This window comes from Ohessyouella blattaphilus, from assembly GCF_024721265.1.
Lineage (GTDB): Bacteria > Bacillota > Clostridia > Lachnospirales > Lachnospiraceae > Aequitasia > Aequitasia blattaphilus_A.
The window spans coordinates 22,232-36,201 of the sequence record NZ_JAMXOC010000015.1 but is presented as its reverse complement, the minus strand read 5'-3'; the positions used below and the strand labels follow the sequence as shown (position 1 = coordinate 36,201).

Annotated in this window: 25 protein-coding genes; 2 read left to right on the top strand and 23 right to left on the bottom strand. The window is 40.4% G+C overall.

Translation table 11 applies throughout. The features are described 5' to 3' along the window. Positions 1-2: 2 nt before the first annotated feature. The 22 genes from secY to rpsJ all read right to left on the bottom strand — a co-directional run bounded on the left by secY (position 3) and on the right by rpsJ (position 10,742). Positions 3-1,319: a preprotein translocase subunit SecY gene (gene secY / locus NHH16_RS10165; protein WP_262069492.1), complete on the bottom strand. Its 1,317-nt coding sequence runs from the start codon at positions 1,317-1,319 to the stop codon at positions 3-5. Beyond that, the gene (rplO, locus tag NHH16_RS10160) at positions 1,319-1,762 is read right to left on the bottom strand and encodes a 50S ribosomal protein L15 (RefSeq protein WP_262069491.1); all 444 of its coding nucleotides are present in this window, start codon (positions 1,760-1,762) and stop codon (positions 1,319-1,321) included. Before rplO ends, secY begins: the two co-directional genes overlap by 1 nt. A gap of 24 nt (positions 1,763-1,786) precedes the next feature. Continuing rightward, positions 1,787-1,972, bottom strand: a complete 186-nt coding sequence (rpmD, locus tag NHH16_RS10155; RefSeq protein WP_262069490.1) for a 50S ribosomal protein L30 — start codon at positions 1,970-1,972, stop codon at positions 1,787-1,789. A gap of 13 nt (positions 1,973-1,985) precedes the next feature. Beyond that, positions 1,986-2,495 carry a 30S ribosomal protein S5 gene (gene rpsE / locus NHH16_RS10150; protein WP_262069489.1) on the bottom strand — a complete coding sequence of 170 codons (510 nt, stop codon included), beginning with the start codon at positions 2,493-2,495 and terminating at the stop codon, positions 1,986-1,988. Between the two features lie 13 nt (positions 2,496-2,508). Continuing rightward, a complete protein-coding gene (rplR, locus tag NHH16_RS10145) occupies positions 2,509-2,877 on the bottom strand; it encodes a 50S ribosomal protein L18 (protein WP_262069488.1) in 369 nt (122 codons plus the stop codon). Between the two features lie 17 nt (positions 2,878-2,894). Next, positions 2,895-3,437, bottom strand: coding sequence for a 50S ribosomal protein L6 (gene rplF / locus NHH16_RS10140; protein ID WP_262069487.1), 543 nt, complete (start codon positions 3,435-3,437; stop codon positions 2,895-2,897). A gap of 94 nt (positions 3,438-3,531) precedes the next feature. Then, complete coding sequence (rpsH, locus tag NHH16_RS10135; protein WP_262069486.1) at positions 3,532-3,933, bottom strand: 30S ribosomal protein S8; 402 nt, start codon at positions 3,931-3,933, stop codon at positions 3,532-3,534. 21 nt (positions 3,934-3,954) lie between these two features. Further along, a complete protein-coding gene (locus NHH16_RS10130) occupies positions 3,955-4,140 on the bottom strand; it encodes a type Z 30S ribosomal protein S14 (protein ID WP_262069485.1) in 186 nt (61 codons plus the stop codon). Positions 4,141-4,151: 11 nt separating this feature from the next. After that, a complete protein-coding gene (rplE, locus tag NHH16_RS10125; protein ID WP_262069484.1) occupies positions 4,152-4,691 on the bottom strand; it encodes a 50S ribosomal protein L5 in 540 nt (179 codons plus the stop codon). 23 nt (positions 4,692-4,714) lie between these two features. Then, positions 4,715-5,026 carry a 50S ribosomal protein L24 gene (rplX, locus tag NHH16_RS10120; RefSeq protein ID WP_262069483.1) on the bottom strand — a complete coding sequence of 104 codons (312 nt, stop codon included), beginning with the start codon at positions 5,024-5,026 and terminating at the stop codon, positions 4,715-4,717. Positions 5,027-5,041: 15 nt separating this feature from the next. Continuing rightward, a complete protein-coding gene (rplN, locus tag NHH16_RS10115) occupies positions 5,042-5,410 on the bottom strand; it encodes a 50S ribosomal protein L14 (protein ID WP_262069482.1) in 369 nt (122 codons plus the stop codon). Between the two features lie 19 nt (positions 5,411-5,429). Beyond that, positions 5,430-5,684 (bottom strand): 30S ribosomal protein S17, encoded by a 255-nt coding sequence (gene rpsQ, locus NHH16_RS10110; RefSeq protein ID WP_262069481.1) that lies wholly within the window; start codon positions 5,682-5,684, stop codon positions 5,430-5,432. Positions 5,685-5,704: 20 nt separating this feature from the next. Further along, positions 5,705-5,914 carry a 50S ribosomal protein L29 gene (rpmC, locus tag NHH16_RS10105; RefSeq protein WP_262069480.1) on the bottom strand — a complete coding sequence of 70 codons (210 nt, stop codon included), beginning with the start codon at positions 5,912-5,914 and terminating at the stop codon, positions 5,705-5,707. Beyond that, positions 5,904-6,341, bottom strand: a complete 438-nt coding sequence (gene rplP / locus NHH16_RS10100; protein ID WP_262069479.1) for a 50S ribosomal protein L16 — start codon at positions 6,339-6,341, stop codon at positions 5,904-5,906. Before rplP ends, rpmC begins: the two co-directional genes overlap by 11 nt. Next, on the bottom strand, positions 6,341-6,997 hold the full coding sequence (rpsC, locus tag NHH16_RS10095; RefSeq protein WP_262069478.1) for a 30S ribosomal protein S3: 657 nt from the start codon (positions 6,995-6,997) through the stop codon (positions 6,341-6,343). The genes rplP and rpsC overlap by 1 nt, the downstream gene beginning before the upstream one ends. An 11-nt stretch (positions 6,998-7,008) precedes the next feature. Continuing rightward, positions 7,009-7,395 (bottom strand): 50S ribosomal protein L22, encoded by a 387-nt coding sequence (gene rplV / locus NHH16_RS10090; protein ID WP_262069477.1) that lies wholly within the window; start codon positions 7,393-7,395, stop codon positions 7,009-7,011. Positions 7,396-7,421: 26 nt separating this feature from the next. Next, positions 7,422-7,703 (bottom strand): 30S ribosomal protein S19, encoded by a 282-nt coding sequence (gene rpsS / locus NHH16_RS10085; RefSeq protein ID WP_262069476.1) that lies wholly within the window; start codon positions 7,701-7,703, stop codon positions 7,422-7,424. A gap of 24 nt (positions 7,704-7,727) precedes the next feature. Beyond that, positions 7,728-8,570 carry a 50S ribosomal protein L2 gene (gene rplB / locus NHH16_RS10080; RefSeq protein WP_262069475.1) on the bottom strand — a complete coding sequence of 281 codons (843 nt, stop codon included), beginning with the start codon at positions 8,568-8,570 and terminating at the stop codon, positions 7,728-7,730. Positions 8,571-8,634: 64 nt separating this feature from the next. Further along, the gene (gene rplW, locus NHH16_RS10075; RefSeq protein ID WP_262069474.1) at positions 8,635-8,940 is read right to left on the bottom strand and encodes a 50S ribosomal protein L23; all 306 of its coding nucleotides are present in this window, start codon (positions 8,938-8,940) and stop codon (positions 8,635-8,637) included. Further along, entirely contained in the window at positions 8,940-9,560 is a 621-nt protein-coding gene (rplD, locus tag NHH16_RS10070) for a 50S ribosomal protein L4 (protein ID WP_262069473.1), read from the bottom strand. The genes rplW and rplD overlap by 1 nt, the downstream gene beginning before the upstream one ends. A 29-nt stretch (positions 9,561-9,589) precedes the next feature. Then, positions 9,590-10,264, bottom strand: a complete 675-nt coding sequence (gene rplC / locus NHH16_RS10065) for a 50S ribosomal protein L3 (protein ID WP_262069472.1) — start codon at positions 10,262-10,264, stop codon at positions 9,590-9,592. 160 nt (positions 10,265-10,424) lie between these two features. After that, positions 10,425-10,742, bottom strand: coding sequence for a 30S ribosomal protein S10 (gene rpsJ / locus NHH16_RS10060; RefSeq protein WP_262069471.1), 318 nt, complete (start codon positions 10,740-10,742; stop codon positions 10,425-10,427). 399 nt (positions 10,743-11,141) lie between these two features. Between rpsJ and NHH16_RS10055 the strand changes: the two genes are divergently transcribed. Together NHH16_RS10055 and NHH16_RS10050 are read left to right on the top strand one after the other, a co-directional pair. Then, on the top strand, positions 11,142-11,750 hold the full coding sequence (locus tag NHH16_RS10055) for a YcxB family protein (RefSeq protein WP_262069470.1): 609 nt from the start codon (positions 11,142-11,144) through the stop codon (positions 11,748-11,750). Between the two features lie 434 nt (positions 11,751-12,184). Then, positions 12,185-12,964 (top strand): permease, encoded by a 780-nt coding sequence (locus NHH16_RS10050; RefSeq protein ID WP_262069469.1) that lies wholly within the window; start codon positions 12,185-12,187, stop codon positions 12,962-12,964. 536 nt (positions 12,965-13,500) lie between these two features. On the opposite strand, the gene NHH16_RS10045 is transcribed toward NHH16_RS10050, so the two are convergent. Continuing rightward, positions 13,501-13,968: a glycine/sarcosine/betaine reductase component B subunit gene (locus NHH16_RS10045; protein ID WP_262069468.1), complete on the bottom strand. Its 468-nt coding sequence runs from the start codon at positions 13,966-13,968 to the stop codon at positions 13,501-13,503. Between the last annotated feature and the right edge of the window lie 2 nt (positions 13,969-13,970).

Genomic DNA, 13,970 nt, shown 5'->3' with positions numbered 1-13,970 from the left:
TCCTAGTTATTCAAAAAACCTTTATAGTTTCGCACAAGCATCTGGGCTTCAATCTGCTTAATCGTCTCTAAGATAACGCTGACGATAATGATGAGCGAAGTACCGGCAAAAGATACGCTAGCACCGAACACACCGTTAAAGAAAATTGGGACCACCTGGATAATTACCAAACCACAAGCACCGATAAATACCATGTAGTGCAAGATGTGTGATAGATAATCTACCGTCGGCTTTCCTGGACGAATACCCGGGATAAAGCCACCGCTTTTCTTCATGTTATTAGCAATCTCTAACGGATTAAAGGTAATCGAAGTGTAGAAATATGCGAATAAAATTGTCAAAGCGATATATACTAACAATCCCCAAGAGTACTTAAGCGTCTCTGGAACAAGCCAATTTCCTTGATTAAGGCCTTTTAAGATCTCGCTACCAATTCCTTTACCCTCACCTTTTCCAAGGAAAGAAGCGATGATAATCGGGAACTGCATCAGCGATGATGCGAAAATAATCGGTACCACACCAGCGGTATTAACCTTCATCGGAATGCTTGAAGATTGTCCACCGTAGGTCTTTCTACCTACTACTTTCTGAGAATACTGCACGGCAATCTTGCGCTCACCACCTTGCAATAGGACCACAAAAAGAACTAAGGCCACGATTATTGCAATAATGATTAGAGCCGCTAGGCCACCTTTAGCAATACTCTTTCCCTTAACAAACTGTTCAAACAACTTAACCATGTCGTTAGGAATACGTGAAAGAATGTTGATCATCAAGACGATGGAAATACCATTTCCTACGCCCTTTTCCGTAATTCTCTCACCTACCCACATCAGGAAGGTAGAACCGGCTGTTAAAGTCAAAACAACAATTGCGGCATTTACGAAGTTGTAGTCCACCAAGAGTCCTTGACGGCCAAACCCGATTGCCATAGCTGAAGATTCCACTAAAGCTAAAATTGCTGTTAAATAGCGAGTCATCTTTTGAATTTTCTTTCTACCATCTTCGCCGTCTTTTTGCATTTCCTCTAATTTAGGAATCGCAATTGTTAAGAGCTGCATAATGATGGAAGAAGTAATGTATGGAGTAATACTTAAAGCAAATACCGCCATTTGTTCAAAGGAACCACCGGTGAACGCATTAAAGAAGTTAAATGAGTCACCGGTTGCGGTTGCAAAAAAGTTCTTAATAAATTCCCGGTTTACACCAGGTGTAGGTAATTCAGAGCCAATCCTTATTACAATTAACATCAAAAATGTATAAAAAATCTTTTTACGTATGTCTTTGATTGTAAATGCTTTTCGGAATGTATCTAACATTAGATCACCTCTGCTTTTCCGCCAAGGGCTTCGATTTTTTCTGCTGCTTTCGCACTGAATGCATTAACTTGAACCGTTAATTTCTTCGTAAGCTCACCGTTTCCAAGAATTTTTACACCATCTTTCGGATTCTTTACGATTCCGGCTTCGATTAATGTATCCACAGATACTACTGCATCATTATCGAAAACTTCTAAGGCGCTTAAGTTAATACCAATGATTTCTTTAGAGTTTCTACAAGTAAAACCTCTCTTTGGTATTCTTCTGTATAAAGGCATTTGACCGCCTTCAAATCCCGGTCTGGTTCCGCCACCTGAACGGGCCTTTTGGCCTTTGTGTCCTCTACCAGCAGTTTTTCCATTGCCAGACGCATGTCCACGGCCTTTTCTGAAGTTGTTGCTTTGCTTAGCACCATCTGCTGGTCTTAAACTTGATAAGTCCATCGTGACACCTCCTTCTATCTAATATTAAGCTTCTTCTACTTTCACTAAATGTTGCACTTGTTTAACCATGCCTCTTGTAGCGGCGTTATCAGGAAGTTCTACAGTCTTGTTTAACTTCTTAAGTCCCATCGCTTCGACAGTCAACTTGTGCTTTGGAATCGCACCGATTGTCGATTTAACAAGTGTAATTTTTAAATTTTTGTCTGCCATTTTATCTGCCTCCCTATCCTAAGATCTCTTCAACAGATTTACCGCGAAGTTTTGCAACTTCTTCCGGGGCCTTTACTTGCTTCAATCCTTCAATCGTTGCAAGTACAACATTTTGTTTGTTGTTTGAGCCTAGAGACTTTGTACGGATGTTTTTAATACCAGCCATCTCAATAACTGCACGAGCCGGTCCACCAGCGATAACACCAGTACCGTCTGGAGCCTTTTTAAGCAATACAGAAGCTCCACCGAATTTACCGATAAAATCATGGGTAATACTACCATTGTCATCTAAGGTTATCGTGATCATGTTTTTAGCTGCATCTTCTTTTCCTTTACGGATAGCTTCCGGAATTTCCGTAGCCTTTCCAAGACCAGCGCCTACATGGCCATTTCCATCACCTACAACCACGAGAGCTGTAAATCTGAAGTTACGACCACCTTTAACAACTTTGGTAACACGTTTAATTGATACCACTTTTTCTGCTAACTCCATTTGGCTAGCATCAATACGTTCTTGTTTCACAATCGTCCTCCTTCTAGAAATTAAGCCCAGCTTCTCTGGCTGCGTCAGCTAATGCTTGAATCTTTCCTTGATATATAAAGCCGCCACGATCAAAGACTACATCCTTAATCCCTTTATCTGCTGCTTTCTTTGCAATCGCTTCCCCTAAGGCAGCGGCTGCTTTAACGTCGTTGGTCTTATCCAGATTTGCGTTCACATCTTTTTGAAGAGTGGATGCAGATACTAAAGTGTTACCAACCGTATCGTCGATGATTTGCGCATACATGTGGCTATTGCTTCTGAATACAGCTAATCTTGGGCACTCAGGAGTACCACTGAAACGGTTACGGATTTTCTTATGTTTTCCAACACGTACTTTTGATCTATTCTTTTTATTAACCATTGTCACACTCTCCTTTCTTATTTCTTACCAGTCTTACCAACTTTACGTCTAATAACTTCATCAGCATACTTAATACCTTTACCTTTGTATGGTTCCGGTCTTCTCTTATCTCTGATCTCAGCTGCGTATTGGCCAACTTTTTCTTTGTCGATACCTTTTACAGTAATCTTGTTTTGTCCTTCAAGGACAGTTTCTACACCTTCAGGATCTTCCATCTCTACTGGATGAGAGTATCCAAGGCTCAGTGTCAATTTGTTGCCCTGCTTAGCTGCACGGTAACCAACACCGTTTACTTCTAATACTTTTTCATAGCCGTCAGTTACACCAACAACCATGTTATTGATTAAAGTTCTAGTCAAACCGTGAAGAGACTTCATCTTCTTCAAGTCGTTTGGTCTAGTAACGAGGACTTCTGCGCCCTCCATTTTAATTTCCATCTCTGTTGGAAGTTCTTTTGCAAGCTCTCCCTTAGGACCTTTAACGGTCACTTTATTATTTGACCCAATATCTACAGTTACGCCTGCAGGAATTGGGATTGGCAGTCTACCTATACGTGACATAACTACCGTTCCTCCTTAAATTAACTTAAATTTTCAGGGATATCCCTGTTTTCAGTTGCATGGTGTTTCCTTATGATAATTTTCCGCAGGGAAATTACCATATAAAGCAAAGAACCTCTCCGCCTACGCCTTTATTTCTCGCCTCTTTATCGGTGATAACACCTTGATTTGTAGAAATAATCGCGGTACCAAGACCACCTAATACTCTAGGAAGTTCAGTACTGTTCGCATATACACGAAGTCCTGGTTTGGAAATTCTCTTCAAACCTGTAATTACTTTTTCATTTTTATCTGCACCGTACTTTAAAGTTACGACAATCTTCTTAAAGTTGCCATCTTCTTTAACTTCGTACTTTGTGATGTAGCCTTCATTTGCTAAAATGTCAGCGATTGCGACTTTCATCTTAGATGCAGGAATCTCTACTGTATCGTGTTTAGCAGTATTTGCATTACGAATTCTTGTAAGCATATCTGCAATTGGATCGCTCATACCCATGTGAATGTCCTCCTTCCTATCTTACCAGCTGGCTTTTCTAACGCCCGGTATTTGTCCTTTGTATGCCAATTCGCGGAAGCAAATACGGCAGATTCCATATTTTCTTAAATATGCATGTGGACGACCACAGATGCGACAACGATTGTATTCTCTGGTTGAGAACTTTTGCTTACGTTGTTGTTTTAATTTCATTGCTGTTTTAGCCATTATTTACCTCCTTATTTAGTGAACGGCATGTTAAACTGAGTCAACAATTCACGTGCCTCTTCGTCTGTTTTAGCAGTTGTTACGAAAATGATATCCATTCCGCGAACTTTATCTACTTTATCGTATTCGATTTCCGGGAAAATAAGTTGCTCTTTAACACCTAAAGAGTAGTTTCCACGTCCGTCGAAAGCGTTCGGGTTGATACCTCTAAAGTCACGTACACGAGGAAGGGCAAGATTTACAAGTCTGTCTAAGAACTCATACATTCTTTCTCCTCTTAAAGTAACTTTACATCCGATAGGCATACCTTCTCTTAATTTGAAGTTAGCTACGGATCTCTTTGCTTTACAGATTACAGCTTTTTGGCCGGTAATTTTTTCCATATCAGCGACAGCTGTTTCAAGAACTTTAACATTATCTTTAGCTTCGCCAACACCCATATTTACGACAATCTTGTCGAGCTTAGGGATTTCCATTTTATTCTTGTAACCAAACTTTTTCATCATCGCATCAGCAATGGTGTTTTGGTATTCTTCTTTTAATCTACTCAAAGCCTATATCTCCTTTCTTCAAATTAGTCGATGATATCGCCAGTTGCCTTAGCGAAACGAACTTTTTTGTCACCATCCATCTTCACGCCAATTCTCGTTGGCTTACCTTTATGTAAGTACATAACGTTTGAAGAATCGATTGGTGCTTCTTTATTGATGATACCGCCTGCTTGGTTCTGAGCACTCGGTTTAGAGTGTTTCGTAACCATGTTAACGCCTTCGACAACTACTTTCTTGTCCTTCGTGTTAACGGCGATAACCTTACCTTCTTTATCTTTATCTTTACCAGCGATAATTTTAACCATATCGCCTTTTTTGATTTTGTGTAATGCCATCTCTTGCTACCTCCCTTAAAGTACTTCCGGAGCTAAGGACACGATTCTCATGAAACTTTTGTCGCGGAGCTCTCTGGCTACAGGTCCGAAGATACGGGTTCCTCTCGGAGTCATATCGTCTTTTAAAATTACAGCAGCATTTTCATCAAAACTAATATATGATCCGTCCTTACGACGAGTACTATATTTTGTACGTACAACAACGGCTTTTACTACATCACCTTTTTTAACAACGCCGCCTGGTGTTGCATCTTTAACAGTTGCAACGATAACATCACCAATTGTGGCATATCTTCTGGTTGATCCACCGAGAACACGGATACAAAGTAGTTCTTTAGCGCCGGTGTTGTCTGCCACTCTAAGTCTGCTTTCTTGTTGTATCATGCAGGTTTCCCTCCTTATACTATTTTGCTTTTTCCATAACTTCTACAAGTCTCCATCTCTTATCTTTTGAAAGAGGTCTTGTTTCCATTACTTTAACTTTATCGCCAATGTTGCAATCGTTATTTTCATCGTGAGCTTTCAATTTATAAGTTTTCTTGATGATTTTCTTATAAAGAGGATGCTTAACGTGATCTACAACAGCAACTGTTATGGTTTTATCCATTTTATTACTAACAACTTTCCCAACTCGGGTTTTTCTTAAGTTTCTGTCCACAGTTTTTTGCTCCTTCCCTATTATTCAGCAACTTTTGACTTCTCAGTAATAACAGTTTGAATTCTGGCAATGTTCTTTCTTACTTCCTTAATTCTACTAGTGTTATCTAACTGATTCGTTGCGTTTTGGAATCTTAAATTGAAAAGCTCTTTCTTTGCAGCTACTAATTCTTCATTCAGCTCTGCGGCTGTTTTTGCTTTTAAACCTTCAACAAATGTATTAATTTTCACTGTTATCACCGCCTTCTAAATCTGCACGAGAAACGATCTTACACTTACAAGGTAACTTGTGAACGGCAAGACGAAGTGCTTCTCTTGCCACTTCTTCGGGTACACCTGCAATTTCAAACATTACACGGCCTGGCTTAACTACTGCTACCCAAAATTCAAGGGAACCTTTACCTTTACCCATACGAACTTCAGCAGGTTTTTTCGTTACCGGTTTGTCTGGGAAAATCTTAATCCAAACTTGACCACCACGCTTGATGTAACGGGTCATTGCGATACGAGCTGCTTCGATTTGGTTGGAACGAATCCAACAAGGCTCTGCAGCTACAATACCATATTCTCCGTAAGTAATTGTATTTCCGCGAGTCGCTTTACCTTTCATGGAGCCACGGAATTGTTTACGTCTTTTAACTCTTTTAGGCATTAACATTATTTATCGCTCCCTTCCTTGTTCGCTTTTTCCGGAAGAATTTCACCTTTATAAATCCATACTTTTACACCGACCTTACCGAAGGTAGTATCAGCTTCTGCGAATCCATAATCAATGTCTGCACGCAGTGTCTGTAGAGGAATATTACCCTCGCTATAGAACTCTGTACGCGCCATATCAGCACCGCCAAGACGTCCTGATACACAAGTCTTAACTCCGTAAGCGCCTGCTTTCATGGTTCTTGCCATGCTAGATTTCATTGCACGACGGAACGAGATACGGTTTTCAAGCTGTGCTGCGATATTCTCAGCAACAAGTTGAGCATCTTTGTCCGGTCTCTTTACTTCTTTAATGTCCACAACTAACTTCTTATCTGTGAACTGTGCTAATTCTTTTTTAACTTTTTCGATCTCAGCACCACCTTTACCGATAACAACACCTGGTTTAGCAGTATAGATCGTGATTTTCACGCGGTCAGACGCTCTTTCGATTTCCATCTTAGAGATGCCAGCGCTGAATAATCTTTTCTTCAGATATTTTCTAATAGCATGGTCTTCAACTAAGTTATCAGCAAAATCTTTTTCTGCATACCACTTAGAATCCCAGTCGTTAATAATTCCGACTCTTAACCCATGAGGATTAACTTTTTGTCCCATGATCTTCCTCCTTATCTTTCGTCCAATACCAAGGTAATGTGGCTCATTCTCTTTTCGATTCTGTAAGCTCTACCTTGTGCTCTAGGTCTGATTCGCTTCATTGTAGGTCCTTTATCTGCATAACATGCTGCAATGTAAAGGTTCTCTCTATTCATTCCGTTGTTATTTTCAGCATTTGCGATTGCTGACTCTAACAGTTTTTTAATTAAGCTTGAAGCGTAACGCGGGTTATATGTAAGTAGCCCAAGAGCGCTTGTCACATCCTTGCCTCTAATGGCATCCAGTACGAAACACGCTTTTTGTACGGAAACCCTGGCATAAGATAATTTCGCAGAAGGTCTGGTATCTTTATTCGCATTTCTTTCTCTTTTGATTTGGGATCTATGTCCTTTTGCCATGGATGAACCCTCCTTTCAACAAATGTTTATTTCAACTTAGATTTTTTATCGTCTTTTCCGTGTCCTCTGTAAGTTCTGGTAGCAACGAACTCTCCCAGCTTATGACCAACCATATCTTCGGTTACGTATACAGGCACGTGTTTTCTGCCGTCATGTACGGCAATTGTATGTCCAACCATCGTCGGGAAAATTGTCGAACGACGAGACCATGTTTTTACAACATTTTTTTCGCCGGCTTCGTTCATAGCATCAATTTTCTTTAGCAAACTTGTGTCTGCAAATGGTCCTTTTTTCACTGAACGTGACATAGGTTTTTCCTCCTTGAAAACTTATTATTTAACGCTTTTACCGTCTCTTCTTCTGACAATCATCTTGTTAGAAGCTTTGTTTTTCTTTCTCGTCTTCAAACCAAGTGCTGGTTTACCCCAAGGAGTACTCGGACCTGGACGGCCGATACCAGTCTTACCTTCACCACCACCGTGTGGATGGTCATTCGGGTTCATTACAGAACCACGAACGGTAGGTCTGAATCCCATGTGACGTTTACGTCCTGCTTTACCGATGTTAATAAGGCTGTGATCGCCATTACCAACTTCACCGATAGTTGCTCTACAGATGATCGGTACCATTCTCATTTCCCCTGAAGGAAGACGAAGGGTTGCATACTTTCCTTCTTTCGCCATTAGCTGTGCTGAGTTACCAGCAGAGCGTACAAGCTGTCCACCCTTACCTGGGTACATTTCGATGTTGTGAATTTGAGTACCAACCGGAATGTCTGCTAGTGGCAAACAGTTTCCAACACGGATTTCCGCTTCTGGTCCATTCATCAGCTTGCTGCCAACCTTAAGTCCTTCTGGAGCTAAGATGTAAGCTTTCTCGCCGTCTGCGTAGCAGATAAGTGCGATGTTAGCTGTTCTGTTTGGATCATATTCAATCCCAACTACTTTTGCTTGAATACCATCTTTTCTTCTCTTGAAGTCGATGATTCTGTATTGTTTCTTAGCGCCGCCGCCGCGGTGTCTAACGGTAATTTTACCTTGATTGTTACGTCCAGCCTTTCTTTTCTTAGGAGCAAGTAAAGACTTCTCTGGAGTTGACTTTGTCACTTCGGCAAAATCAGATCCGGTCATTTGTCTTCTAGAAGGCGTATATGGGCGATATGTTTTGATTCCCATTGTGAATCTCCTTTCGAATCTACTAATTATTTTTATCACGGAATTGCACCGAATATTTTACAGTTTATAACCCCTGGAAAATCTCGATTTCTTTGCTTTCAGCTGTTAGCTGAACAATCGCTTTTTTCGTCTTAGGAGTGGTTCCGTATGCCATCTTACCACGAACTCTTTTCTTCTTACCGTTTTGGTTCATAGTGTTAACATTCTTTACCTTTGTTCCTGGGAACATTTTTTCAACTGCTTCTTTAATCTGAGATTTTGTTGATTCTGTATGAACGATAAATGTGTATTTCTTTTCGCCCATCAGCTCCATGCTCTTCTCAGTTACGATTGGTTCAAGGATTACATCATAATATTTTAAATTAGCCATTATGCGTACACCTCCTCAATATTTGCAACAGCAGCCTTTGTCGCGATAACGGTGTTGTACTTCATTACGTCGTATACATTGATTGTATTCGTCTTAGCCGTCTTAACCTTGCTTAAGTTTCTAGCAGATAATTCAGCGTTTACATTTCCGTCTTCTAACACAACAAGTGCTTTGTTTACTTCTAAGTTATCCAAAATCTTTTTGAATTCTTTGGTCTTTGCTTCGCCGAAGTTCATTTCATCGATAACGATGAACTTGTTATCAGCTACTACTGAGCTAAGTGCAGACTTAAGAGCTGCTCTCTTCTCTTTCTTATTCATCTTAAATGAATAATCTCTTGGAGTCGGGGCGAATACTACACCACCACCTGTCCATTGAGGAGATCTTGTAGAACCTTGTCTTGCATGACCCGTTCCTTTTTGTCTCCATGGTTTTCTACCACCGCCACGAACTTCAGCGCGAGTTTTCGCTTTCTGAGTTCCTTGACGATTATTTGCAAGTTGGTTAACAACTGCCATGTGTACTAAGTGTTCATTAACTTCAACACCGAAAATGGCATCGTTTAAGTCCATAGATCCGACTTCTTTTCCTTCGATATTGTAAACAGATACTTTAGCCATCTGATACGTCCTCCTTCCTATTATGGTATCTAGTTCCCTTTAACCGCTTCTTTAATAGTTACAAGAGACTTCTTCGGTCCTGGTACAGAACCCTTAACCAAAAGTAAGTTATTTTCCGCATCAACGCGAACAACTTCTAAGTTTTGGATGGTAATTCTCTTACTTCCCATGTGTCCTGGCATCTTCTTACCTTTAAATACTTTAGATGGGTCAGATGCAGAACCATTAGATCCAGCGTGACGGTGGAACTTAGAACCATGTGTCATAGGTCCTCTGTGTTGATTATGTCTTTTAATCGCACCTTGGAAACCTTTACCTTTAGAAATCGCCGTCGCATCGATCTTGTCGCCCGCTTCGAAAATATCTGCTTTGATTTCCTGCGCTAATTCAAATTCACCTTCAAGTTTGAACTCTTTAACAAATCTCTTGCTGCTTACGCCAGCTTTCTTGAAGTGTCCTTGTTCTGCTTTTGTAGCTCCGTGACGGTGAACGATTTCTTTACTACCGCTTTTGTCTTTGTTAACTGACTTGTCTTTCTTATCTACGAATCCAACTTGAACTGCACTGTAACCATCGTTTTCTTCCGTCTTAATCTGTGTTACCACACATGGACCAGCCTGAAGTACGGTTACTGGAGTGATGGATCCATCTTCGCTAAAAATCTGAGTCATTCCGACTTTTGTAGCTAAGATTGCTTTCTTCATTATTACTACCTCCTGTAATATACAGCGGAACGCACGAGGCGTTCATCCTACATTAGTTGATAAGGAAGTTCGATTCACTAAGCTCGATAACACCTCGCTAAGTTCCTTCGAACAACCTTCGTACTAAACTCATGTTACACATTCGTTAAGTACTCTAGGTTTACTTATTTTTCATTTTGATGTCGATGTGAACACCAGCGGGAATGTCTAATCTAGACAATGAATCAACCGTTTTTTGTGTTGGTGTCTGAATATCGATCAATCTCTTATGAGTTCTTTGCTCGAACTGCTCTCTAGAGTCTTTGTACTTATGTACCGCTCTTAGAATAGTAACTACTTCTTTTTTAGTAGGTAGTGGCACAGGACCACTCACTTTCGCACCATTCTTCTTTACAGTCTCGATGATCTTCTTTGCGGACGCATCCACCAATTGATGATCGTACGCCTTCAATGTGATTCTCATTACTTGATTTGCCATAAAAAAAGTCGCCTCCTTTTCGTACTTTTTAAAATCAGTACGACAAGCGGTGACTGTACACTCTCCCGTGTGTGTCGTGAGTAACAAACACGTTGTTTCCACTACTTCGGTGGACATTTGATTTGTACAGTGACTTGTCGTCAGTTTCCTAACTTGACATTCGCTCCACGGAACACCTACTATTATAAGTAGCAACCTCACGCTTCAACGCTATCATGTCACAGCCTTGTTATTATATCGTACTGAAACAGTGATTGCAAGCACTTTTTTCATTTTTTTAAAGTCGCTTTTCGGCTCCTCATGCAGGCTCAAAAAGAGTGCTTGTATACCCCCTTAAGATAACTTATAATATTATGAGCAGTATGAATTCATGAGAACGAGCTATTGAGGGGGAAAATTATGACTGTATTATACGAGGTGCATACTGGGCATACCAAAAATGTACTCAAAGGGTTTGCGAAGCTGCTTGCCAAGAACACCGGACGGCGCTTAATGTTTCGTTTTTCGATTTTGGCACTTATCTTATTTACCTTACCACGGGCTTTAAACGCTCCCACCTATGGTTATGCTATCTGCTGGGCGTTTGGCATCTTCGTTATCTTAATCGCACTAGGAAGACCATATTTGACGTACTGGAACCTTTTAGCGAGAGACACTTATTATAGAAACAACACCCCTATTACCATCACCTTCGGCCACTCGCAATTTGTTGTCGACGACGGTAATACGGACACTTACAAGTATTTTTCCATCGAAGAACTCTATGCCGATAACGACCTTTTCTATCTCTATGTCGGCAATGGTGATATTTTTGTTTTTGAAAAAACTTCTTTTACCACCGGCACTGCAGATGATTTCTACCCATTCATGCAGCTATCAACCGGAAAAGAATTTAAACCTGTAAACCCATCCATAAAACAGAGGATCTTTAACCTTCGTCAAGATATGAAAAAAGCAGAACTTGATCACGACGCAAAAGTAGCTAGTCGCAAAAAGAAAAAGAAGTAAAGGCTATATTCTTAAGATTAATTTAAGCATTTCGCACGTATTGATTGACTTTTAACATTATTTTTAGTATGATAAATACAAAGAATTTAGGATGCTCTCTAAAAAAAAATGTGCATCTTGAAAATTCAGTAAGACCATTGTCGGGAGGCACTATTTCATTTCTGCCACGAGCAATATAATGATGGTAATTAACGAATTTTCAAGATGCATATTTTAGTATCGAACTCTATTTATAAAAAACTTATTATATTCGGGGTATAATAAAGACTCTGCAGTTCGTTACCGCATCTTAAAGTTTCAAGAAACTAATTAATCTGGAGGGATGAAGAATGAATGTAGCTTTAATTTTACGTCTTATTATGTTAGTCGGCATCATTGCTATGGGACTCTACTTTATCGTTGACTGCTTCAAGCACAAAGAAGATTTCAAGGGATTGAGCGTAAAGAGGGGAATTATCTTAGGCATAATCGGCTTAGTCGCGAACCTGTTAGACACACTTGGTATTGGTTCTTTTGGACCAACCACCGCCGCTATGAAACTTACAAAAACCTGTGAGGATGAATATATCCCAGGTGTTCTCAATGTCGGCGATGCATTTCCTGTTTGTTTTGAAGCTTGGCTTTTCATTGGTTCAGTAGACATGGACGGTCTTACACTTGCATCAATGATTATCGCCGCTATGCTTGGCGCTGTTATCGGTGTACGTATCCTAGTTGGTTGGGATGTTAAGAAGATTCGCTTAGGAATGGGTGTTTGTCTTATTATTCTCGGTGTACTCATGGTTATGAGACAATTAGGCGTTGGACCTTTCGGTGTAGCTGGTACTGCTCTTGGTCTAAGTGGTGTAAAACTTGTTATCGCTTGTGTTGTTCAGTTTGTACTTGGTGCACTTATGATGATCGGTGTTGGTCTTTACACACCTTGTATCGCTCTTTGTTCAATCATGGGCATGAACATCACCGCAGCTTTCCCAGTTATGATGGGCTCTTGTGCTTATCTAATGATCGCTGGAAGTTTTGCATTTATCAAAGCCGGTAAATACGACCGCTTTGCTGCATTAATGAACGCTACTGCTGGTTGTGTCGGCGTATTCCTTGCCTATACAATTATTACCAACCTTCCACTCAACGTATTGTTCTGGATTTTGGTATGTGTAATGTTCCTCGTAGGTTTCATGATGATCAACGATTCAAGAAAAACCGTGACTTCATAACCTTAAAATCACATAAAAAAGGGAGCCTGCTTGGGCTCCCTTTTCTGTGCTTCAAAAAACATTTTATCAAATTTACGCCTCACCGTAAAAATTTCGGTAAGGAAAGTGTGTTATTCTAGCTGTTTTCTTACGTTACCACGTTAAAGTTTTGTTGTATTACAGTTTTTTACACTTATTTTTATTATAAATGTCATTTTTTGTACTATATATTCTCTTTTTTATCCTGATTATAAATTATCAATTGACAGTATTGCACATAAATGGTATATTTAAGGCGCTTAAAACATTACTTTTTTAAGCACTTTAACCTAACGGTTGTTATTGCAGTGATACTGTTGCCGACAGCTTCCCCCAAGAGCGTCTTGCATCAGTTGACTCCAATTAATATATACATCCTCTTTGTAGGAGCATTCCCCAGCTTTGTATATGTACAAAACTGCAATGCAACAGAAAACCTCTCAATGACATACCAAAAAGAAAGAGCACGACTGCGGTCGTGCTTTTTCTTTTCTAAAAACAAGCGATACTTGTCTGCGCTACTTTTGTTCCCGCATCTTAAGCTTAAGCATCGCCATCGCTTTGCGGCAATCCAACTCCACCACGTTATTTTCGCCAACAACGTTGGTTTCTACGCCTTCCGCGCTTTTATTAATGTCCACAATCGCATCCAAGTATTTATTCGTTACTACGAACTGGCCGACGGTACCGCTAAAATTAAGCCCCGTCACCGGAATGCCGCGAATGCCGAGTTGCTCTACCGTATTGGTAAAGTCCACGTCGGAGTTTCCCCAACCATCCGAAGAAATAATCACGCCGTCCGTCCGCATGCACTCACACCAAATCGCCGTGCGTGTTCCCACCAGCATTTTCTCTTCATTGCCGTCAGGAGTTCCCACAATAATAATTCCCATTAAATCCAAATCGTCATCATTTGCCACCACATCAAGCAAAGGGTCCCGGAAGTGGTGAAGCGATGTTTCTTTAGTCGAAGGACCTATTCCCATCT